The sequence below is a fragment of the Nocardioides yefusunii genome, assembly GCF_004014875.1.
In the GTDB taxonomy this organism is placed as follows: domain Bacteria; phylum Actinomycetota; class Actinomycetes; order Propionibacteriales; family Nocardioidaceae; genus Nocardioides; species Nocardioides yefusunii.
In genome coordinates, this window is record NZ_CP034929.1 from 892258 (window position 1) to 913865 (window position 21608).

At 69.2% G+C, this 21608-nt stretch carries 19 protein-coding genes; 10 read left to right on the forward strand and 9 right to left on the reverse strand.

What is annotated here, in order from left to right:
• Positions 1-38 precede the first annotated feature (38 nt).
• The gene (tpx, locus tag EOV43_RS04025) at positions 39-536 is read right to left on the reverse strand and encodes a thiol peroxidase (RefSeq protein WP_128219791.1); all 498 of its coding nucleotides are present in this window, start codon (positions 534-536) and stop codon (positions 39-41) included.
• A gap of 103 nt (positions 537-639) precedes the next feature.
• Positions 640-1314: a biliverdin-producing heme oxygenase gene (locus EOV43_RS04030; RefSeq protein WP_128219792.1), complete on the reverse strand. Its 675-nt coding sequence runs from the start codon at positions 1312-1314 to the stop codon at positions 640-642.
• Between the two features lie 185 nt (positions 1315-1499).
• On the opposite strand from EOV43_RS04030, the gene EOV43_RS04035 reads away from it, so the two are divergent.
• The 6 genes from EOV43_RS04035 to EOV43_RS04060 all read left to right on the forward strand — a co-directional run bounded on the left by EOV43_RS04035 (position 1500) and on the right by EOV43_RS04060 (position 8879).
• Entirely contained in the window at positions 1500-2600 is a 1101-nt protein-coding gene (locus EOV43_RS04035; RefSeq protein WP_128219793.1) for a heme/hemin ABC transporter substrate-binding protein, read from the forward strand.
• A complete protein-coding gene (locus EOV43_RS04040) occupies positions 2597-3658 on the forward strand; it encodes a FecCD family ABC transporter permease (RefSeq protein WP_239022219.1) in 1062 nt (353 codons plus the stop codon). Before EOV43_RS04035 ends, EOV43_RS04040 begins: the two co-directional genes overlap by 4 nt.
• The gene (locus EOV43_RS04045; RefSeq protein ID WP_128219795.1) at positions 3658-4539 is read left to right on the forward strand and encodes a heme ABC transporter ATP-binding protein; all 882 of its coding nucleotides are present in this window, start codon (positions 3658-3660) and stop codon (positions 4537-4539) included. The genes EOV43_RS04040 and EOV43_RS04045 overlap by 1 nt, the downstream gene beginning before the upstream one ends.
• Positions 4521-5687: a hypothetical protein gene (locus EOV43_RS04050; RefSeq protein WP_128219796.1), complete on the forward strand. Its 1167-nt coding sequence runs from the start codon at positions 4521-4523 to the stop codon at positions 5685-5687. The genes EOV43_RS04045 and EOV43_RS04050 overlap by 19 nt, the downstream gene beginning before the upstream one ends.
• The gene (locus EOV43_RS04055) at positions 5671-7116 is read left to right on the forward strand and encodes a hypothetical protein (protein WP_128219797.1); all 1446 of its coding nucleotides are present in this window, start codon (positions 5671-5673) and stop codon (positions 7114-7116) included. Before EOV43_RS04050 ends, EOV43_RS04055 begins: the two co-directional genes overlap by 17 nt.
• A 110-nt stretch (positions 7117-7226) precedes the next feature.
• Positions 7227-8879, forward strand: a complete 1653-nt coding sequence (locus EOV43_RS04060) for an Ig-like domain repeat protein (protein ID WP_128219798.1) — start codon at positions 7227-7229, stop codon at positions 8877-8879.
• A gap of 107 nt (positions 8880-8986) precedes the next feature.
• Here the strand turns inward: EOV43_RS04060 and EOV43_RS04065 are convergent, their stop codons facing one another.
• Both EOV43_RS04065 and EOV43_RS04070 read right to left on the reverse strand, forming a co-directional pair.
• The gene (locus EOV43_RS04065) at positions 8987-9796 is read right to left on the reverse strand and encodes an NAD-dependent epimerase/dehydratase family protein (RefSeq protein WP_128219799.1); all 810 of its coding nucleotides are present in this window, start codon (positions 9794-9796) and stop codon (positions 8987-8989) included.
• Positions 9796-10596 carry a purine-nucleoside phosphorylase gene (locus tag EOV43_RS04070; RefSeq protein WP_239022220.1) on the reverse strand — a complete coding sequence of 267 codons (801 nt, stop codon included), beginning with the start codon at positions 10594-10596 and terminating at the stop codon, positions 9796-9798. Before EOV43_RS04070 ends, EOV43_RS04065 begins: the two co-directional genes overlap by 1 nt.
• Before the next feature lie 247 nt (positions 10597-10843).
• Between EOV43_RS04070 and EOV43_RS04075 the strand changes: the two genes are divergently transcribed.
• Positions 10844-11953 carry an FUSC family protein gene (locus EOV43_RS04075; protein ID WP_164878714.1) on the forward strand — a complete coding sequence of 370 codons (1110 nt, stop codon included), beginning with the start codon at positions 10844-10846 and terminating at the stop codon, positions 11951-11953.
• Positions 11954-11985: 32 nt separating this feature from the next.
• On the opposite strand, the gene EOV43_RS04080 is transcribed toward EOV43_RS04075, so the two are convergent.
• A complete protein-coding gene (locus EOV43_RS04080; protein WP_128219802.1) occupies positions 11986-12438 on the reverse strand; it encodes a gamma-glutamylcyclotransferase family protein in 453 nt (150 codons plus the stop codon).
• 173 nt (positions 12439-12611) lie between these two features.
• Here EOV43_RS04080 and lpdA point away from each other — a divergent pair, with 173 nt between their 5' ends.
• Positions 12612-14018 (forward strand): dihydrolipoyl dehydrogenase, encoded by a 1407-nt coding sequence (lpdA, locus tag EOV43_RS04085; RefSeq protein WP_128219803.1) that lies wholly within the window; start codon positions 12612-12614, stop codon positions 14016-14018.
• 243 nt (positions 14019-14261) lie between these two features.
• Entirely contained in the window at positions 14262-15707 is a 1446-nt protein-coding gene (locus EOV43_RS04090; RefSeq protein WP_277745793.1) for an NAD(P)H-quinone dehydrogenase, read from the forward strand.
• A 101-nt stretch (positions 15708-15808) separates the two neighbouring features.
• Here EOV43_RS04090 and EOV43_RS04095 read toward each other — a convergent pair whose 3' ends face one another.
• Entirely contained in the window at positions 15809-16066 is a 258-nt protein-coding gene (locus EOV43_RS04095) for a biotin/lipoyl-containing protein (RefSeq protein WP_128219805.1), read from the reverse strand.
• Between the two features lie 198 nt (positions 16067-16264).
• Between EOV43_RS04095 and EOV43_RS04100 the strand changes: the two genes are divergently transcribed.
• Positions 16265-17479, forward strand: a complete 1215-nt coding sequence (locus EOV43_RS04100; RefSeq protein WP_128219806.1) for a SpoIID/LytB domain-containing protein — start codon at positions 16265-16267, stop codon at positions 17477-17479.
• Between the two features lie 84 nt (positions 17480-17563).
• Here EOV43_RS04100 and EOV43_RS04105 read toward each other — a convergent pair whose 3' ends face one another.
• The 3 genes from EOV43_RS04105 to EOV43_RS04115 form a co-directional block, all read right to left on the reverse strand.
• A complete protein-coding gene (locus EOV43_RS04105) occupies positions 17564-18574 on the reverse strand; it encodes a hypothetical protein (RefSeq protein ID WP_128219807.1) in 1011 nt (336 codons plus the stop codon).
• A 55-nt stretch (positions 18575-18629) separates the two neighbouring features.
• On the reverse strand, positions 18630-19619 hold the full coding sequence (locus EOV43_RS04110) for a hypothetical protein (RefSeq protein WP_128219808.1): 990 nt from the start codon (positions 19617-19619) through the stop codon (positions 18630-18632).
• Between the two features lie 108 nt (positions 19620-19727).
• Complete coding sequence (locus EOV43_RS04115; RefSeq protein WP_128219809.1) at positions 19728-21548, reverse strand: acetyl/propionyl/methylcrotonyl-CoA carboxylase subunit alpha; 1821 nt, start codon at positions 21546-21548, stop codon at positions 19728-19730.
• Between the last annotated feature and the right edge of the window lie 60 nt (positions 21549-21608).

The following is a 21608-nucleotide window of genomic DNA, read 5'->3' on the forward strand; positions in this document are numbered from 1 at the left end:
TCGTGGAGGAACTCCGAGGGGACCGTGGTCCCGATGGATCAGCCCAGAGCGGCGACGGCGGCGTCGTAGTTGGGCTCGTGGGTGATGTCGTCGACCAGCTCGACGTGCGTGACCACGCCGGACTCGTCGAGGACGACGACCGAGCGGGCCAGGAGGCCGGCCAGAGGACCGTCGACCATCGACACACCGAAGTCGGCGCCGAAGGTGGAACGGAAGGTCGAACCCACGGCGACGTTCTCGATGCCCTCGGCGCCGCAGAAGCGGGCCTGGGCGAACGGGAGGTCGGCGGAGACGTTGAGGACGGTGGTGTTCTCGAGCTTCGAGGCGAGCTCGTTGAACGTGCGCACCGAAGCGGCGCAGACGCCGGTGTCGACCGACGGGAAGATGTTGAGGACGACGCGCTTGCCCGCGAGGGAAGCGGTGGTGACGTCGGCAAGACCCTCGCCGACGACGGTGAACTCCGGGGCCTTCTGGCCGACGGCCGGAAGCTCGCCGACGGTGGAGACGGGGTTGCCCTTGAACGCAGTGGTAGCCATGGCGCACATCCTCGCATCGACCCCGTGGACGACGAAGGCCCCGTCCGTCGGACGGGGCCTTCGCGGGTCCGGGCGTGTGCCGCCCGGGACGATCAGGTGAGGCTCAGGCCTCGGCCTTCACGCGGTAGACGTCGAGGTGCTTGCCGAGCTCGGCGAACATGCGCTGGTTGAAGATGAAGGCCTTCTGGACCTCGTCGACGGCGATCTCGCGCTGCTCCTCGTCCAGGGGCAGGTTGTCGAGGTTCTCGCGGTAGGTGTCCTTGTAGGTCTTCGCGGTGATGTCGGCGAAGGAGTAGTAGTCCAGACCCTCGGTGATGCCGTAGGTGCGGCCGACGATGCGGCCGATGGCCAGGCCGCCCGACAGGTCACCCAGGTAGCGGGTGTAGTGGTGCGCGACCAGGCGGACACCGGACTCGTTGCCGGCCTCACGGATGCGGGCGGCGTACTCGGTGGCGACCTCGTGCTGGCACAGGTCCTCCTCCGGGGCGCCGGTCGAGAGGGTGGCAATGTCGGCGTCGAGGGCCGCGAGACGCTCGAGACGCTCGTCGTGCAGGACCGAGAAGATGGGGTCGGCGGCCTGGGCGCGCGCGGTCTCCTCGAGTGCGGTGTAGACGACGCGGAGCGACTTCAGGTAGTTGACGTAGCCGAAGAGGTTGAGCTTGCCGCCCATGAGCTCCTCGATGAACGTGGCCGACTCGGCCTCGTCGTGCAGGAGGCGAGAGCCTTCCTTGAAGGCTGCCGAGAGGGGAAGGGCGGGGGCAGTTTCGGTGATGCTCATGGGTCGCTCTCTGAAGGTGCTGACGGAGTGTGTGGCCGTGCTGCGTCGGGGGCTGGTGATGCCTGACACCCTTGCTGAAGGGGCTGATTAGGCTGCCCTAACTGCTGTTAGGCTAACCTAAGCAAGAAGCACTGACGTTCCCAATCGTATATGCACCGCTGGCTCCTACCCCTCACGGAGACTCAATGTCCGCTCTGCGTTCCTTCAGGACCGTCGCCGCCCTCGTGGCGACGACACTGGTGCTCACCGCGTGCGGTGGCGGCGGAGGAGAGCAGGGGGAGCGGGCTGAAGGGAAGGTCGCTCCGGCGATCGCGGACGTCACGCCCGCCGCCGACCCGCGCTCCTACAGCGGCGTCATCAACGCCGAGATCGCTGACAGCGCCGTCGTCCCCGTCGTCGAGAACCCCACGCCGGCCCTGCCCGCGAAGGTCACCGACGCCCAGGGCAACAAGGTCGTCGTCACCGACGTCTCGCGGATCCTCGCCCTCGACCTCTACGGCACCCTGGCGCGCACCGTCTTCGAGCTCGGCCTGGGCGACAACGTCGTGGGACGCGACCGTTCCACCACGTTCCCCGAGGCCAAGGACCTGCCGCTGGTCACCCCGTCGGCCCACGACCTCAACGCCGAGGCGATCCTCGCGCTCAACCCCAGCGTGATCCTCTCCGACACCACCCTGGGCCCCGTCGACGTCCTCCGGCAGATGGAGGACTCCGGGATCCCCGTGGTCTGGGTCGAGTCCGACCGCAGCCTGGCCAACGTCGGTGACCTCACCCGCACCACCGCCACCGCCCTGGGCATCCCCGAGGCCGGTGAGAAGCTCGCCGCGCGCGTCGACGCCGAGATCGCCGAGGTCTCTGCCCAGATCGAGGCCCAGGCGCCCGCCGACAAGAACCAGCGTCTGCGCACGATCTTCCTCTACGCCCGCGGCAACGCCGGCGTCTACTACATGTTCGGCAAGGGCTCGGCCGCCGACGACCTCATCGACTCGATCGGCGCCTACGACGTCGCCGAGGAGATCGACTGGAGCGGGATGAAGTCGGTCACCAGCGAGGGTCTCGTCGCTGCCGCGCCCGAACTGATCGTCATGATGACCGGCGGACTCGAGTCCGCCGGAGGTGTCGACGGCCTGCTGGAGAAGTGGCCCGCGCTGGCCAACACCGCAGCCGGACAGAACAAGCGCATCGTCACCGTCGCGGACTCCCTGGTGCTGGGCTACGGCCCGGCCACCGCGGAGGTCCTCAACGCGCTCGCCGTCGCCGTGATCGCCCCGGAGGCGTTCGAGTGAGTCTGCAGCTTCCGCTCGCACCCACTGCGGGCAACCGTCGTGGCGTGCTGCTCGTCCTGGCGGCCGTGCTGGCCGTCTGCATGGTCATCGGCGCAGGAACCGGCCAGCTCGAGATCCCGGCCGGCGAGGTCCTGGGGTCGATCTGGCACAAGATCGGTCTCGACTGGGGCACCGTCCCCACACACCCGCAGGGCGACAGCACGCTGTGGAACGTCCGGTTCCCGCGTCTGCTCATGGCGGCCCTCGTCGGTGCCGCCCTGGCCACCGCCGGTGCCGTCATGCAGGGCGTCTTCGGCAACCCACTCGCCGAGCCCGGCACCGTCGGTGTCTCCTCCGGTGCGGCCGTCGTGGCCGCAGCGACGATCGTCTTCGGCTGGGACTTCTTCGGCGAGTGGACGGTTGCGATCGGCGCCTTCGTGGGCGGCCTGCTCACCACTGTCCTCGTCTACCTGATGGCCCGCAGCAACGGCCGTACCGAGGTCGTCACCCTCGTCCTCACCGGCGTCGCGGTCAACGCGATGGCCGGAGGCGCCTTGGCGTTCCTGATGTTCGCCGGCGACACCTCCTCGCGTGAGGAGATCATCTTCTGGCAGATGGGCTCCCTCAACGGGGCCCGCACCGCTCAGCTCTGGGTGGTCGTTCCGGTCGTCCTGGTCGGACTGGTGGCTTCCTGCCTGATCGCCCGCAAGCTCGACCTGCTCGCCCTCGGCGACAAGTCGGCCCGTCACGTCGGTGTCGACGTCGACCGCCTGCGAGGTGTCGCGATCGTCGTCGTTGCCGTGCTCACCGCCGGTGCCGTCGCCTTCGCCGGCATCATCGCGTTCGTCGGTCTGATCGTCCCGCACCTGCTCCGCATGGTCGTCGGACCCGGACACCGCGCACTCGTCCCGGCCAGTGCCCTGGGCGGCGCCCTGCTGCTCGTCCTGGCCGACCAGTTCGCCCGCAACGCCATCGCCTACGCCGACCTGCCGATCGGCATGGTCACCTCGTTGGTCGGTGGACCGATCTTCTTCTGGCTCCTCCGTGGCGCCCGTCGCAGCGCAGGAGGCTGGGCCTGATGTCCACGCGCACCACTGAAACCCACACCGACCGCACGCACACCGCGGCGCTCTGCGCGCGTGGCGTCGAGGTGACGTTCGGCAGCAACCACGTCCTGACCGGAGTCGACCTCGACATCCGCCACGGTGAGGTCGTCGCACTCGTCGGCCCCAACGGCGCCGGCAAGTCCACCCTCCTGTCGGTCCTGTCGGGAGACCTCGAGCCGACCGCAGGCACCGTCGAGCTCGACGGTGTCGCCGTCGCCGGTCAGAAGCCGCTCGCGCTGGCCCGCCGCCGCGCCGTCCTGGTGCAGAAGCAGTCCCTGGCGTTCGGTTTCCGTGCCCGCGAGGTCGTGGAAATGGGCCGATCGGTCTGGCATCGCACCGAGAAGGCCGACGCCGACGACGAGATGGTCGACTGGGCGATGGACGTCGCCGACGTCACCCACCTCTCCGACCGCGTCGTCCCCACCCTCTCCGGTGGCGAGCAGGCCCGCGTCGCGTTCGCCCGCCTCCTGGCCCAGGACGTCGAGGTGCACCTGCTCGACGAGCCCACCGCCGCCCTCGACATCAAGCACCAGGAAGGCCTGCTGCGTCAGGCCCGCGACAGCGCCGACCGCGGTGCAGCGGTCGTCGTGGTGCTCCACGACCTCAGCCTCGCCGCCGCCTACTCCGACCGCATCGCGGTCCTCTCCGGCGGCCGGATCCGCGCCTGCGGAACCCCGCACGACGTCCTCACCTCAGAGCTCGTCTCCGAGGTCTACGAGCACCCCTGCCACGTGGTCGAGCACGCCGGACACCTGATGGTCGTCCCACTGCGCACCAGCGTCCACCGCACCACTGACCACCGCACCACCGAGCACCGCACCGCTGAGGAGGAACAGTGCAGCATCGCTCGCTGAACACTCGCCCGGGACGCCGCGTCGCGCTGAGCGGCGCCCTCGGTCTCGCAGCCGCTTCCGTCGTCATGGCGGCCCCTGCCCAGGCGGCTGGCAACGTCACTGTGGACGCCGACGGCAAGGGTGCCGTGATGGACTCCACCTACTCCACCACCCTCACCGTGAGCGGGAAGGGTTTCCAGTCCCTCAAGGGCGGCCACGGCGGTGTGTACGTCTGGTTCGGCACCGTCAACGGCAAGTGGAAGCCGTCCCAGGGCGGCAAGTCCGGCGTCAACTACGTCTACGTCCCCGACGAGGAGACCAAGGACAACGCCGGATTCCAGCGCTACGTCGCCTTCCCGGGCTCCAACACCGCCGCGGCGGCCAACGGCGGCACCATGGACAAGAACGGCAACTGGTCGACGAAGATCGTCGTCCCCGGCCCGAAGTTCCAGGCTGTGGGCCGCAACGGTTCCGCCACCACCGTCGACTGCCGCAAGGTCACCTGCGGTGTCATCACGATCGGCGCCCACGGAGTCAAGAACGCATCGAACGAGACCTTCACCCCGGTGAAGCTCACCGACCTCGCGCGCGGCAACGAGCCGCAGGCCCCCGCAGGGACCGCCCAGACGCCCGGCACCGCGCCCACCGCTGCTCCCACGACGGCACCGTCCGTGGCCCCGAGCTCCGGGACGGCCCCCGAAACGGCTGCTGACACCGGGAAGAAGGGGAAGGACGAGAGTGCCCCCACGGGGTCGGTCCAGCCGGCCCTGACCGTGGACCACGCTGCGGCTGTCTCCGGGCGTGCCATGTCGTTCACCGGGACCAACCTCGTGCCCGGTGAGCAGTTCACCGTCGTTCTCGACGACGGCGCCGCCGCGGTCGGCCCGTTCGTGGCCGGTGCGGACGGTCGGGCCAGCGGTGTCATCCAGATCCCCGCAGAGACCGCGGGCGGGACCCACCAGTTGCGTCTCTTCGGCGCCTCGGCCGACGCGACCGTCAAGTTCGGCGTCCAGCGCACCGATGCGGGGACGCCGGCGGCAGCCGAGGAGGAGAAGAACTTCTTCACCGCGGCCAACATCTTCGCCGGCGCAGCCGGGCTCCTGTTCGTCGGCGCGGTCGTCTTCACCCTGTTCCGACTGCGAGGGGGCCGTCGTGCGCAGAACTCCTGACCTCCGACTCGGCGCGGGTCTGACTGCGCTGGTCCTGGGAATCAGCTCGCTCGGCCTCGGCCTGGCCGGAACGACGTCGGCCGGTGCGGTGGAGACGCCCGTCGTCACCGAGCCCGCGCAGCCCTCTGACGACCCGAGCCCTGAGCCGCTGCCCACCGACGCGCCCTCACCCTCACCCTCGCCTTCGCTCTCGCCCACGGCCTCTCCCGTACCGACGGAGGACCCCGCGCCGGAGGAGGCGGACACCGAACTGGTGGTCGATGACGCCCAGTTCAACTGGGCCTTGTCGCAGCAGACCAATGCGATGTCGCACAACGTCGGAGCTCCCAACTTCCTGGGCGCTGGCGTGGCCAACCCGGGACGAGGTGGCGTCGAGCTGACCGAGAGCCGCTGGTCGGCCAAGGCTGGCAACGTCACGGTCCAGAAGCAGGACGCCTCCGGTGCGTGGCGGACCGCCACGTGGAAGGGCATCCGTACCGACGCTCACGACGCGCCCATCGGCCTCTACGGTCCCTTCAGTGGTCACCGGGTGAACTTCGTGTCCGGCCAGGGCACGGTGAACCCGGCTGCTGACGACGCCTCGATCCGGTGGAAGGGCACGTTCACGGTCGTCTACTACGGCGGCAACACCGTCTTCACCCTCACCGACCCCGAGATGCGCGTGACGAACGGCAAGGGCACCGTGACCGCCACCGCAGGTGGATGGATCGCCGACCGCAACAACCCCAAGCAGTGGGACCCTGCCGTGCCCAAGCGGGTCACGGTGGCGGACCTCAGCGACGTCGACGTGACCGAGGACGGCGTGGTCGTCACGCCCGACTACGCCGGGGTCAAGATCAAGGGTTCCGAGCCGCAACGTCGTACCGGCGAAGGCTGGGGATCATTCCCGCAGAGCCTCATCACCTATCTCGTGCCGCTCAACACCGACCAGTTCTGGTACTCGACCGGACTGCAGTCCGACTGGACCAAGCTCCCGGCGCCCATCCAGGCCGGGTGGAACGGCCGCCTGCCCGACGTGCCGGGGGAGACCGTCCCGCCGAAGAGCAAGCCGAGCGCCAAGCCCAGCAACGCGGTGGTCCTGCCGCCCGCCCCGTCGGACGTCGACACCCCCGGCCGAACGACTCCTGCTCCGACCGGGAACGTCGTGCCCTCGCCCGGTCCGGCAGTCCCGGATCCGCTGCCGTCGGCCCAGACCGCAGGCCAGCCCACCACGGTCCCGTCCGCCAGCGGCCCCGTGCCGTCGGCTGCTGAGCCGTCGTACCAGGCGTTCGGACCGCACACCACGGTGACGTCCGACGTCGGTGCTCTGCACGCCACCCTCACCTCCGCGACCACCGACGCCGAGGCGGGGTGGTGGGTCGGAGGCGGCCTCCTCCTCGCCGCCGCCGCCGTGCTCCTGGCACCGACTCCGCGTCGGCGCCCCTCCTGACCCCTCCCACCGGTTCGCCGGTGAAATCCGCGACAACCGTTCCCTCGGGGACCGGTTGCGATCACAGCGGCTCCTGCTGCGGCCCGAGCCGGAACCCTGAAAGGAAACCAATGAAGACCACCACGAGCACCCTGCGGCGCGGAATCGCTGCCGCTGTGACGAGCGCTCTCGTCGTCGGCACCGGCGCAGTTCTCGCTGCGCCCGCCAACGCTGACGCGGTCGTCACCGACGATCTGCGCTGGGGCCTGTCGACCATGGCGTACGGCCACCTCGGTACCAAGACCGCCACCGGCGGGGCATCGGTCGACAACGCGGCCAAGCAGCTGGTCTTCCCGGTCGTCGCGGCCGAGGTGGCGCCGGACGGCGACCGCATCATCCAGTTCGGCGGCGCGGTCAACGCTGGCTTCGGCTTCGGCGGCTCGATGCTGTACTCGATCGACATCGTCCGTCCCCGTCTGGTCGTCGAGGCTGACGGTGACGGCCGCCTCGAGGCCACGGTCGGCTCCACCGGAACCCGCACCGATCCCACCTTCGCGATGCCGGCCAAGCGCGTCGTCGTTGCCGAGTTCTCCGACGCCGTGGTTGACGAGAACGGCTCGATCACCGCGACCCCCGACTTCGAGGGTGTGCTTCCGCACGGCTCCGCCGAGGCGATCGCGCTGGGTGTCTCCGCTCCGGCCACCGACACCAAGCCGGCACTGCCGAACGAGGGTGCCTCCTTCCACCCCGAGTTCCTCGGTGCCCTCCACGCCGACCTGCGTGGCTCGTTCTACAAGTCCGGGGCGACCAGTGACGCCAACAAGGCGCCCGCTGAGATCCAGGCATCGGTGTCGGCCTTCGCCCCGGTCTCCAAGCCGACCGTGACTGCTTCGGTCGACTCCGTCGACGATGACTTCACCACCATCAAGATCCAGGGCACCAACGTCGACCCCGGCAACGCCGGTATCTACGCCTCGCTGGTCGAGGCCGGCGGCCGTATCGACTGGAAGATGGACACCGAGACCGGTACCGCTTCGACGATCCACACCATCTACCTCACCACTGCCGCGTTCGTCGGCAAGAACGTCACCGGGTTCGTCACCGTGCCCACCTCCAAGATCGACCCGTCGAAGAAGTACGAGATCCTGACCGCGCCGGCCCACGGCAAGGTCAGCCCGCTGCAGGAGGGCCGCACTCCGGCGTTCGCGGTCAGCTTCGCGACGAAGACCGGGCTCAGCGCCAACGTCAAGACCCCGCGTGCCGTCACCCTGACCGCCAAGGTCACCCCGGGCGTCGCCGGAAAGGTCTCCTTCAAGACCGGTGGCAAGGTCGTCGGCTCCGCAGCCGTCAAGGGCGGCGTCGCCACCCTGAAGCTCACCGGCCTCACGCCCGGCAAGAAGACCTACACCGCATCGTTCGCTCCGGCTGCCGGCAGCCGCTTCACCGCATCGGCTGCGGGCAACATCACCGCGACCGTCGTGAAGGCCACCCCCAAGACCACTCTCAAGGTCACCAAGAAGGCCACGATCAAGAAGGCCGGCAAGGTCAAGGTCTCCGTCGCGTCGGGCTCGCTCAAGGCAACCGGCAAGGTGAAGGTCTCGATCAAGGCCCCCAACAAGAAGAAGGCCGTCGTCAAGAAGGCCTCGCTGAAGAAGGGCACCGTCACCGTCGCGCTTCCCAAGGCTGGCAAGAAGGGCACCTACAAGGTGACCGTCACCTACGCAGGCGACAAGAACCTGAAGGCTGCCAAGAAGGTTACCAAGACCTACAAGGTCAAGAAGTGACCTGACCACGTGATCTGACGTAGCACGCACGAAGGGCCGGAACTCCGAGGAGTTCCGGCCCTTCGTCGTTCTCGGGACTGGCCTGCGGGGATGGCCTGCAGGTCGGCTCAGGTGAGCGGGACGCCGCGGCGGTGGTACTGCTCCCCGGCGAACGGGCCACCGGGGTGCAGAGCCTCGAACTCGTCCTCGTCGCGCGCGGGCAGCTCGTCGGCGAAGACAGCCGCGTCGTCGACGGGGGAGTAGCCCAACGCCAGGCCGGGCTCGAGGTCCCACCAGCCGTCGGTGTTGGCCGAGACGCCGTACAACACCGCGAAGCCCGGAGCCTCGGCGGTGAGCGCCGCGACGACCATCCGGACACAGTCGCCGGGGGAGAGCCACGTCGCCAGGTGACGACGCGTGGTGGGCCGCTCCAGGAACGAACCGATCCGGCAGGCCACCGCGTCGATGCCGTGGCGGTCGGCGTAGAGACTCATCACCGCTTCGGCCGCCACCTTGCCCACTCCGTAGAACGTGTCGGGGCGCGGACGGGCGTCGACGCCGAGGACGCCGTCGGTGAGCTCTGTGCGGACCGTACGCCCCACCGCGTGGTTGGAGGAGGCGTAGACGAAGCGCTGCACACCGTGCGCGACCATCGCGTCCAGCAGGACAGTGGTGGTGAGCACGTGCGAGGTGAACGACCCGAGCAGGTCGAGTTCGTCGGGGTGCCCGGCGAGGTGGACCACAGCGTCGGGCACCACGGCCGCGAGCACCGAGTCGGTCCAGGCAGCGTCGGAGCAGTCCCCGACGTGCCACGCCACCGCACCGCTCCACGAGGCGTCGACGAGGTCGACACCGACGACGTCGTGGCCGGCCGCGACGAGCGCGGGTCCGACGGTGCGGCCGATCGAGCCGGCCGCACCGGTCAGGAGGACGCGCATCAGATCTGCGGAACCAGCTGGGTGAGCAGCGAACCCATGCGGGTGGCGGCGGACCGGCCGGCCTCGAGAACCTCTTCGTGGTTCAGGGGCTCGCCGGTCATGCCGGCGGCGGCGTTGGTGACCAGGCTGATGCCCAGGATCTCCAGACCGGACTGGCGGGCGGCGATCGCCTCCAGCGTGGTGGACATGCCGACGAGGTCAGCGCCCCAGGTGCGGAACATGCGGATCTCGGCCGGGGTCTCGTAGTGCGGGCCCGGGGTCTGGACGTAGACGCCCTCGTCGAGGGTCGGGTCGATCTGCTGGGCGATCTCGCGCAGGCGCGGCGAGTACAGGTCGGTGAGGTCGACGAAGTTGGCGCCCTCGATGGGGGAGTGGCCCGTGGAGTTGATGTGGTCGCTGATCAGGACCGGGGTGCCGGGGGCCCAGGCGGGGTTGAGTCCGCCACAGCCGTTGGTCAGCACGATCGCGCGGCACCCGGCGGCGGCAGCGGTGCGGACCGGGTGGACGACGGCGCGGACGCCCTTGCCCTCGTAGAAGTGAGTGCGGGACAGGAAGACGAGGACGTTCTTGTCGCCGACCTTGATCGAGCGGATCTTGCCGGAGTGTCCCTGGACACCGGCAGCGTGGAAGCCGGGCAGGTCGGTGGTGTTGATCTCGGCGGTGGCGGGTCCCAGCGCGTCGACGGCGGGGAGCCAGCCGGACCCGAGGACGAGTGCAGTGTCGTGGCTCTCGACTCCGGTCAGTTCCCGGAGGGTGGCGGCGGCCTGGTCGGCCAGGGCGAAGGGATCGTTCTCGGTCACGGGTCGATCGTAGGCAGGCGAGTGCTGCAGCAGCACGCCGGCGAAGCCTTCCGTGAGGTGCCGATGCGGAGTCGTTACACGTGGGGCCTCTCGACCTCTGTCCGATGTCGTCCATGTTTCATCCATCTGTGGCGCTCGCCACAGGAGTCGTTCGCCTGCGCCTGAGGTCACTCCCGCCGTGTCACGCCGGGGTTACGCCGGGGCCAAACGTTTGCGCGTGCTCGCGCCGCAGCGGGAGGATCGGGGCGTGGCAGCAGACCGACCCTTCCCCCACCTGCCCGCCGTCCTCCCCAAACTGACGCTGGCAGAACGCCTCCGTCTGGTTCGCGGACGGTGGCGACTGCTGGTGCGCCTCGCAGGCGCCACCGCTCTGGCCTACGCCTTCTCCACCCACGTGCTGGGCCACGAACAGGCATTCTTCGCGCCCGTGGCAGCCGTGGTGGTGCTGCTCGGAGGCGTCGGACTGAGGCATCGCATGCTCGTCGACCTGATCCTCGGTGTCGCGATCGGTGTCCTCGTCACCGAGGGCCTCATCCACGTCATCGGCCGAGGCACCTGGCAGTTGGCTCTCGTCGTCGTGCTGGTCACTGCCTCGGCCGTGTTCAGTGGCCTCAAGGGCGTCGCTCTCACCCAGGCCGCCAACTCAGGTGTGCTGCTGACGGCCATCGTCCCCGTCGTGGGGGCCGCCAACCCTGCCGTCACCCGCTTCGCCGATTCGCTCGTCGGTGGTCTGGCAGCACTCGTGCTGCTGGTGCTGTTCCCCCGCAACGCCCGACGCGACCTCGACCTGGAGGTTCGCCCCCTGCTCGCCTCGCTCCAAGGTGTGTTGACGACCCTGGCCGAGTCGATGCGCAACGCCGACCCCGCTGCGGCGCAGGCCGCCCTGACGCGAGCCCGTGGGCTGCAGGGAAAGATCAACTCCGCCATCACGACTGCGGCCAATGCGCGCGAGGCCGCGAACCTCTCGCCCACCCGATGGCGCCAGCGCGAGGACATCGAGCGCTACACGGTCGTGCTCGGTGACATCGACAACGCGATCCGGGACGCCCGCGTCCTGGCGCGCCGGGTCGGCACGATGATGCGACTGGGGGAGAACCCCGGAGCCCACCTCGCTGCCGCCGTCGACGGTCTCGCCGAAGGCGTCGGCGTCTTCCAGGACGTCCTCGCCGACCCTGGCGAGCGGGCCCGGGCAGAGAAGGCGCTGATCAACTCGGTGAAGATCGCGATGGATGCGCTCACCGACGAGATGACCCTCAATCGGGCCGCGGTGGCGGCGCAGGTGCGCTCGCTGGCTGCAGACGTGCTCTTCGCCGGTGGCATGACCCGTGACGAGCTGGACGTGCGCCTGCGGTTCTGAGGTCGGCCGCCGTCCCTCGGGGAGCCGAGGAGTCAGTGGCCGATCGAGCGGCAGGGGCGGTTGCGCAGTGCGGCGACGTAGTCCTTGGGGGCGTCGGCCGCCTCGGCGGCGTCTGCGATGACGCCGAGGTAGGAGGCGCTCGGCAGGCCGCCCTCGTAGGCGTCGAGGACGTAGGTCCATGCCAGGACCTCGCCGTTCATGGTCGCCACCCGGACCTTGGCCTTGCGGTAGAGGCCGGTGTCGGCGGACTCCCAGCCGTCAAGGGCCAGTTCGTCCTCCTCGGTGACGTCGTAGAGCGCCACGAACACCTGATCGATCGGGTCCTCGACGAGGGTGGCCAGCGATCCGTCCCACCCGTGCTCCTCCCCGCCGAACGTCAGGCGCCAGCCCGTCAGCCAGCCCGTGCCACGCAGGGGGGAGTGCGGACACCGGCTGCCCATCCGAGCGGGGTCGAGGTTGGTGCCGTAGGCGGCGTAGAGGCTCACGTCCGGCAGCGTAGCGCCGACGCACGCCTGGTGAGCGCAAGGGACCGACGCCTACCCCGAACGGGGGAGCCGCGTTGCGCGAAGGGGTGGCGAGTGGTGCAGGTCGCACGTGCGCGCGTGCGGAGTGGGGCGGGGGTGCTGCGTCTGGGAGGGGAGGGCATATCCTTGTGGGCGTGACTGACTCCGCGACTCACTTCGACGTTGTTGTCCTCGGCGCTGGCCCTGGTGGTTATGTTGCCGCCATCCGCGCCGCCCAGCTCGGCAAGAAGGTTGCCGTGGTGGAGAAGCAGTACTGGGGCGGTGTCTGCCTCAACGTTGGCTGCATTCCCTCCAAGGCTCTCCTCAAGAACGCCGAGCTGGCGCACCTCCTCACCCACGACAAGGCCAAGTACGGCATCGAGGGTGACGCCACCATGTCCTACGGCCCGACGCACAAGCGTTCGCGCCAGGTGAGCGCAGGGATCGTCAAGGGCATCCACTTCCTCATGAAGAAGAACAAGATCACCGAGGTCGACGGCTGGGGCACCATCACGTCCCCGACCTCCCTCTCGGTGGCGCTCAACAACGGTGAGACCCAGACCCTCACCTTCAACGACCTGATCATCGCCACCGGCGCGACCGTCCGCATGCTCCCGGGCATCGAGGTCTCGCAGAACGTGGTCACCTACGAGGAGCAGATCCTCGACGCCGAGCTCCCCAAGTCGATCGTCATCGGTGGATCCGGCGCCATCGGCGTCGAGTTCGCCTACGTGATGAAGAACTTCGGTGTGGACGTCACCATCGTCGAGTTCGCGGACCGCATGGTCCCGGCCGAGGACGCTGACATCTCCAAGGAGCTCCTCAAGCACTACAAGAAGCTGGGCGTCAAGATCCTCCTCTCGACCAAGGTCGAGAAGGTCGAGGACACCGGCTCCGGCGTCCGCGTCACCGTCTCCCCGGCTGCCGGTGGCGAGTCCACCGTCATCGAGGCCGACAAGATGCTCGCCGCCTTCGGTTTCGCTCCCCGCATCACCGGCTACGGCCTCGAGACCATCGGTGTCGAGACCGAGCGCGGCGCGATCAAGGTCGACGCCCGCGGTCGCACCAACGTCCCCAACGTGTGGGCCATCGGTGACGTCACCGGCAAGATGATGCTCGCTCACGTGGCCGAGGCCATGGCCGTCGTCGCCGCCGAGACCATGGCTGGTGTCGAGACCATGGAGATCGACTTCGACATGATCCCGCGCGCCACCTACTGCCACCCGCAGATCGGCTCGTTCGGTTACTCCGAGCAGCAGGCCAAGGACAAGGGCTACGACGTCAAGACCTCGGTCTTCCCGTTCTCCGCCAACGGCAAGGCTGCCGGCCTGGGCGAGACCGCTGGTTTCGTCAAGATCGTCGCCGACGCCAAGTACAACGAGATCCTCGGCGCCCACATGATCGGCCCGGACGTCACCGAGATGATGCCGGTCCTGACCCTGGCTCAGCGCTTCGACCTCACCGCTGACGAGGTCGGCCGCAACATCTTCGCGCACCCGACCCTGTCGGAGGCCGTCAAGGAGGCCGTCGAAGGCATCGCCGGCCACATGATCAACTTCTGATCGAAGGCCACCGCGTGACCCGGCTCCCCACCTGCATCTGCAGGCGGGGAGCCGGTCCCGTTCCGGCACCAAGGCCGTGACCTGGCCGTGACCTCGTATCCCCCGGGCCGTGATCTCAGCGAGTCCGAGGGGGAGGCCACAGGAGCACGACCTGCTCGACATGCGTCACCCGCAGTACCGTCACCACCAGGACCGGTCTGCAGCAGATCCTGCATTCCCCCCCCAGCACTGCACTCCCCAGCACTGCACACAGCACTACAGAGGAACAGAGGCACCGACATGAACCGAGTCGTCATCATCGGCGGAGGCCCGGGCGGCTACGAGGCTGCCCACGTCGCGGCCCAGCTGGGCGCGGACGTCGTCGTCGTCGACACCGATGGTCTGGGCGGCTCGGCCGTCCTCACTGACTGCGTGCCGAGCAAGTCGCTCATCGCTGCCGCCGAGGTCATGGACCAGGTGGCCCACGCCGTCGACCTCGGCATCACCTTCCACGACGACCACGCCGATGCCGACACCGGCCACATGAAGGTCGACCTCAAGAAGATCAACCAGCGCGTCCTCGCTCTGGCCGCTGAGCAGTCCGCCGACATCCAGGCCGGTCTCGAGCGTGCCGGCGTGCGCATCGTCCGTGGCCGTGGCCGTCTCGACGGCGCCAAGAAGGTTGTCGTCGACCTCGCCGAGGGTGGTACCGAGACCCTCGCGGCCGACAGCATCCTGGTCGCCACCGGCGCCGCCCCGCGCACCCTGACGAGCGCGCAGCCCGACGGCGAGCGCATCCTCACCTGGGAGCAGGTCTACGACCTCGACGAGACCCCCGAGAGCCTGGTCGTGGTCGGTTCCGGTGTCACCGGTGCCGAGTTCGCCTGCGCCTACCTCGCGCTGGGCATCCCGGTCACCCTGGTCTCCTCGCGTGACCGCGTCCTTCCCGGCGAGGACGCCGACGCCTCGGCGGTCCTCGAGGACGTGGCCAAGCGCAAGGGCATGACGGTCCTGTCGAAGTCCCGCATGGAGTCCGTCACCCGCGACGGTGACGTCGTCACCGTGACCCTCTCCGACGGCCGCTCGGTCCAGGCCTCGCACGTCATCCTGGCGCTCGGCTCGATCCCGAACACCGCTGACCTCGGCCTCGAGGACGCCGGTGTCCTGCTCGACGACGGCGGCTTCATCCGCGTCGACCGCGTCTCGCGCACCTCTGCTCCCGGCGTCTACGCCGCGGGCGACTGCACCGGCGTCTTCATGCTGGCCTCCGTGGCTGCGATGCAGGGCCGCATCGCGATGTGGCACCACCTCGGTGACGCTGTCGCGCCGCTCGACCTCAAGACCGTCTCCTCCAACGTCTTCACCGCTCCCGAGATCTCCACCGTGGGTGTCTCGCAGGCGGCCGTGGACGCGGGCAAGGTGGACGCCGAGGTCGTCATGCTGCCTCTGGCCGGCAACCCGCGCGCGAAGATGCAGGGCGTCCAGGACGGATTCGTGAAGCTGTTCTGCCGTCCCGGCACCGGTGGCGTCATCGGTGGCGTCGTCGTCGGCCCGAAGGCGTCGGAGCTGATCCACCCGCTGTCGCTGGCTGTCGCGCACGGTCTGACCGCCGACCAGGTCGCCCAGGCGTTCACGGTCTACCCGTCCATGTCGGGCTCGATCGCGGAGGCGGCCCGCCGCCTGCACCACGTCGACGAGTACAAGTTCTGATCCACGCCGCCCTCTGCAGGGCGTAGCCACGGGGCCTGACACTTCACGGTGTCGGGCCCTGTGGCGTTCTGGGGGTGTGGCGCGGGCGATCTTTGCTGCGGTCAGTCGATGACGAGGAGGAGGTCCCCGCCCTGGACGGTCGCGCTCGTGTCGAAGGCCACCTCGGTGACGACGCCGGAGCGGGGCGCGGTGATCGGGGCCTCCATCTTCATCGCCTCCAGCACCGCGACGACCTGGCCGCTCTGCACCGGCTCGCCGACCTCGATGAGCAGGGTGGCGAGGCCGTGGAAAGGAGCGCTCACACTGGCGCGCGGGAACGGGGCGAAGTCCGTCGACGGCGGGGAAGTGGGCGAAGTCACGTCGTCAGCGTAGTGCCCTGGCCCTGTGGGTCGATCGTGAGGGGAGCGCTCAGGCGGGGATGCTGAGGCGGCGAAGAAAAACTACAAGTATGTAGTTACCGCGTTCATTTCACCTGCGACACGCCGATGTGATGTTCTCTTGTGCATCACATCCCACGGGAGCCACGACTGTCCCACAGATGAGCAGAAGGTAACTCCTTGAACGCGAACTTCCCCCGCCGTCGCCGCTTCGCCGGTGTCGCCGTCGCTGCTGTCACCGCGCTGCTGCTGCCGCTCCAGGCCGCCCCCCACGCCACCGCCAAGACCGAGCGTTTCCCGGCAGCCGGCCCGGCCCTGACCATCGAGGGCAAGGGGTACGGCCACGGCCGCGGCCTCTCCCAGTACGGTGCCCAGGGAGCCGCCAAGTCCGGTCTCAGCAGCGCAGAGATCATCGAGTTCTACTACCCCGGCACCGACTGGGGCACCGTGAGCGGCAACGTCTCGGTCCAGATCAGCGCAGACAACGACAACGAACTGCGTGTCCGTTCCCGCTCGGGCCTCAAGGTGCGCGACCTCAAGGCCAAGAAGGTCTACACCCTTCCGGCCAACGGAGCCGTTGAGTGGCGTCTCGTGTCCACCGCCAAGGGCACCACCGCACTCCAGTTCCGCACCAGCACCACCGCGTCGTTCAAGACCTGGAAGAAGATGGCCGCCAACGCCCAGTTCGGTGCTGCCAACAAGCCGATCAGCCTCGTCCTGCCCACCGGCAAGGTCGTGCAGTACCGCGGCACCCTGCGCTCGTCGATCGTTTCCGGGACCACCCGCCGCGACACCGTCAACGTGGTCACCATGGAGACCTACCTGCGTGGGGTCGTCCCGCTCGAGATGCCTGCCTCCTGGCACCCGCAGGCCGTGGCAGCCCAGTCGGTGGCCGCGCGCACCTACGCCGCGTTCGAGCGTCGCTCGCCGATGTCGAAGAACTACCAGATCTGCGACACCACCCGGTGCCAGGTCTACGGCGGCGCGAGCGCGGAGAACAAGCTCTCCGACGCAGCGATCAAGTCGACCGCGAAGAAGATCGTCACCTACGACGGCAAGCCGGCCTTCACCCAGTTCGGTTCCAGCAACGGTGGCGTCTCCGCCGCGGGATCGCTGCCCTACCAGATCCAGCAGAGCGACCCCTACGACACGTGGACCGGCAACCCGGTCCGTTCGTGGAGCACCGCCGTCCCGCTGACCCAGGTCCAGAAGGCCTGGCCCAAGATCGGCACCCTCACCCAGATCGCCGTCACCCGCCGCAGCGGCACTGGCGAGTTCGGTGGTCGGGTCGAGGCGATGACGCTGATCGGCGCGAAGTCGAAGGTGCAGGTCACCGGAGACCAGTTCCGCACCGCGCTCGGTCTGCGTTCGACGTACTTCACGATCGTCGACTGACCGGCCACAGCCACAGCCACCACGAACGGCAGGGCCGCCACTCCTCTCGGGAGCGGCGGCCCTGTCGTCGTACGTGGCTGGAGGTCATTCCTCCTCGGAGGCCACCAGCGGAGAGTTGTCGAGGGTGAGGCCCGCGAACCACGCCTGCAGCGGCGGGACGCTGACCTCCTCGTCGGCGACGTCCTCGACCACGGGGAACGTCAGCAGGGTGCGGACCTGGTCGTGCAGCATGACGGCGATCCGGCCCAGCAGCAGCTGCTGGGTCTCCTCGTCCTCGACGCCGACCTGCTCGAAGAGCAGTGCACAGGTCTCCATCAGGGTCTCCGAGGGGCCGTCGGAGCCCAGGATTTCCTTCGCGACCTCGTCAGCGTGGGCGTAGGCGGCGTCCCAGGCGTCTCCACGACCCACGCGGCGGGCCAGGGTGTCGCAAGTGGCCAGCGCGATGTCGGGGCGGTAGCCGCCGTCGAGCAGCTCCATCCAGGCGGCGTGCCAGGTGGAGACCTGCGAGGGGGACATGGATCGCACGGACGCGGAGAGCGCCTCGATCATCGGGGTGCCGATCGCGTACGGAGCGGTCGCGGAGAAGTCGAACTCGTCCTCCGGGACGGTTGCCAGACCCGCCGCCAGACGCAGGCCGTTGACGGCGCCGACGAGGTAGTCGGCCATCTCGGGGGCCAACGGGCGGGGCGAGGGGCCCGGGGTGACGGTCCACTCGACGACGTGGACCGTACGGGTCGGGTCGTCGGTTCCCTCAGCGCCCTCGACGTCGCCGACGGTGAGCGGGGCGGAGACGCGCAGGTGCAGGGTGGCGTCGTCGGAGGGGAGCACGGCGTCGATCGAGGTGCCAGCGGTGAACTCACCGGTGACGGCGTCGTCGATCCAGCCGTGCAGCAGGTCGTGGACTTCGCCGACCGTCAGCGCCCAGCCCTGGGGTGCGTCGGTGCCGCGCATCGGGAGCAGGACCTCGGGCACGCCACGGGCGGCGAGTCCGACGGTGTGGGCGCCGGCCAGGGAGCCGTCCTCGGCGAGGAAGAACTGCAGGGACAGGGCGGGCTCGGACGCGGTCTGGTCGGACTGGTCGGGCTGGTCGGGCACGGAAGGACTCCTGTGGGTGGAGGGTGTGGGGGACGACGCGTTCGGTGCCATCGTGTCAGTCGGCCGTGGAGTCGCCGAACTCCTCGCCCGGTCCCTCCAGAGCCATCAGCCACGCACGCAGCGGCGGCTGCATGTCGTTGGGGCTCGCGACGTCGTACAGGACGGCGCTGGCCACCACGACCTGCAGGTGACGGAAGAAGTGCTCCGCGACGCTCTCGGTGAGGGGGAGGACCTTGTCCTCCTCGACTCCGGTGGCGGTGGCGACCAGCGAGGTCGCCTCCTGCAACAGCGGCGAAGGGCCCTGGCCACCGAGGAGTTCGACCGCGAGGTCGCTGGCGGCACCGAAGGCCGCGTGCATCGCCGCGGAACGTCCCGCGCGCGCAGCGAGGGTCTCCAGGGTGTTGAAGCTGATGTCGGGGCGGTAGCCCTGCTCCATGATGCCGCTCCAGATGAAGTGGCTGGCCACGACCTGGGTGACGTCGCAGGCGGGGACGCTCGCCAGGACGGCGTCCACGAGCGGGGTCGCGACGCCGTACGGCTGCTCTGCGATGAACTCCTGATTCTGGGCCGGCGGCATGGAGGCCAGGGCGTGCAGCTTGTCCGCGAGAGCGGTGGCGGCGGCGGCGAACGGCTCGAGCATTGCGGCGGCGGGCTCCGGGGCAGTGATCCGGTGCTCGGCCACGATCACCGGGGTCTCGTCGGGCAACTCCACCCATGCCAGCGAGGAGGCGGGGACGGGCTCGGCGAAGGTGACGTCGAGGCGGCTGGAGTCGCTGGGGAGGACGACCTGGATCTCTTCGGCGGGCAGGCCGTCAGGGCCGCTCAGCAGGGCGTACCAGGTGGTGAGCAGGCCGTGGGACTCGTTGGCGGTCAGGCGCAGCTGGGACGCGTCGTCGGCCAGCAGCAGGGCGAGCTGTGGGGAGGCCTGACCGGAGGCCTGTGCGGCAGCGTCGTCGGCGGTGCTCGGGACGGTGTGGGCACCGGCGAGGACGCCACGCTCGTCGAGGAAGTAACGCAGGGAGAGGGGGGTGTCGTTCGCGGTCACGGGAACTCCTGGTGGGAAGCGAGGGAGGGAAGGAGAGGGGGGAACGGGGCGGAACGGCGAAGGGCCGCCTCCCGCAGGAGACGGCCCTTCGCGACGATCCGAGGTGGATCAGTCCTTGAGCTCGCAGATGACCTCGCCGTTGCCGACAGTGGCGCCGACCTCGGCCTTGAGGCCGGTCACGACGCCAGCCTTGTGGGCCTTGAGCGGCTGCTCCATCTTCATCGCCTCGATGACCACGACGACGTCGCCCTCGGCGACCTCCTGGCCCTCCTCGACGGCGATCTTGACGACGGTGCCCTGCATCGGGGAGGCGACGGCGTCACCGGAGACAGCGGCACCGGCCTTCTTGCCCGCGCGCTTCGGCTTCTTGGCCGACGACGCAGCAGCGCCGCCGCCCAGACCACCGAGACCGGCGGGGAGGACGACCTCGATACGACGACCGTCGACCTCGACGGCCACCTTCTGGCGCTCGCCGGCCTCCTCGGCCTCTCCGGCCTCGCCACCGTAGGGAGCGATGTCGTTGACGAACTCGGCCTCGATCCAGGTGGTGTAGACGTCGAACGAGCCCTCACCGGACTTGTTCGAGGAGCCCACGTAGGCCGGGACGTCGAGAACCTTCTCGAAGAACGGGATGATCGTCGGCATGCCGTCGACCTTGAACTCGCTCAGGGCGCGCTTGGAACGAGCGATCGCCTGGGTGCGGTCCTTGCCGGAGACGATGAGCTTGGCCACCAGGGAGTCGAACGCGCCCGGGATGGTCTCGCCCTTCTCGTAACCGGAGTCGAGGCGGACACCGGGGCCGCTCGGCGGCGCCCACTCGGTCAGCGTGCCGGGGGCCGGCATGAAGTTGCGACCGGCGTCCTCGGCGTTGATGCGGAACTCGATGGCGTGGCCCTTGATCTCCGGGTCGCCGTAGCCGAGCTCCTCGCCAGCGGCGATGCGGAACATCTCCTGGACGAGGTCGATGCCGGTGACCTCTTCGGAGACGCAGTGCTCCACCTGGAGGCGGGTGTTGACCTCGAGGAAGGAAATGGTGCCGTCGGCGGCGACCAGGAACTCACAGGTTCCGGCGCCGACGTAGCCGGCCTCCTTGAGGATGGCCTTGGACGACTCGTAGAGGCGCTCGACCTGCTCGTCGGTCAGGAAGGGGGCCGGAGCCTCCTCGACGACCTTCTGGTGGCGACGCTGCAGCGAGCAGTCGCGGGTCGAGACGACCACGACGTTGCCGTACTGGTCGGCCAGGCACTGGGTCTCGACGTGGCGGGGACGGTCGAGGAACTTCTCGACGAGGCACTCGCCGCGACCGAAGGCGCCGATGGCCTCGCGGGTGGCGGACTCGAACAGCTCGGGGATCTCCTCGAGGGTGCGGGCGACCTTGAGGCCACGACCGCCACCACCGAAGACCGCCTTGATGGCGATCGGGAGGCCGAACTCCTTGGCCAGCGCGACGACCTCGTCGGCGTTCTCGACCGGGTCCTTGGTGCCGGGGGCCAGCGGAGCGTTCGCCTTCTGGGCGATGTGCTTGGCCTTGGCCTTGTCGCCGAGGGCGTCGATCGCCTCGGGGGACGGGCCGATCCAGATCAGACCGGCGTCGAGCACGGCCTGGGCGAACTGGGCGTTCTCGGCCAGGAAGCCGTAGCCGGGGTGGACGGAGTCGGCGCCCGACTTCTTCGCGACGTCGATGATCTTGGCGATGTCGAGGTAGGTCTCGGCCGGGGTGGCGCCACCGAGCGCGTAGGCCTCGTCGGCCTGACGCACGAAGAGCGCGTCGCGGTCGGGGTCGGCGTAGACAGCCACGGAGGCGATGCCGGCGTCCTTGGCGGCGCGGATGACGCGGACGGCGATCTCACCGCGGTTGGCGATGAGAACCTTCTGCAGGGGCTTGATCTCGGGCACGAAATCTCCTCGGAGTACCGATCTGTGAGGCATGCGTGGGGCACGCCGTTGGCGATTGTATGGCCGCTCACAGGGGTACTCCGACAAGGGTTC

Coding starts and splice junctions, on each gene's coding strand:
- EOV43_RS04035 (WP_128219793.1), top strand. CDS start 1,500: ATGTCCGCTCTGCGTTCCTTCAGGACCGTCGCCGCCCTCGTGGCGACG.
- EOV43_RS04065 (WP_128219799.1), bottom strand. CDS start 9,796: ATGCGCGTCCTCCTGACCGGTGCGGCCGGCTCGATCGGCCGCACCGTC.
- EOV43_RS04045 (WP_128219795.1), top strand. CDS start 3,658: ATGTCCACGCGCACCACTGAAACCCACACCGACCGCACGCACACCGCG.
- EOV43_RS04060 (WP_128219798.1), top strand. CDS start 7,227: ATGAAGACCACCACGAGCACCCTGCGGCGCGGAATCGCTGCCGCTGTG.
- tpx (WP_128219791.1), bottom strand. CDS start 536: ATGGCTACCACTGCGTTCAAGGGCAACCCCGTCTCCACCGTCGGCGAG.
- EOV43_RS04030 (WP_128219792.1), bottom strand. CDS start 1,314: ATGAGCATCACCGAAACTGCCCCCGCCCTTCCCCTCTCGGCAGCCTTC.
- EOV43_RS04115 (WP_128219809.1), bottom strand. CDS start 21,548: ATGCCTCACAGATCGGTACTCCGAGGAGATTTCGTGCCCGAGATCAAG.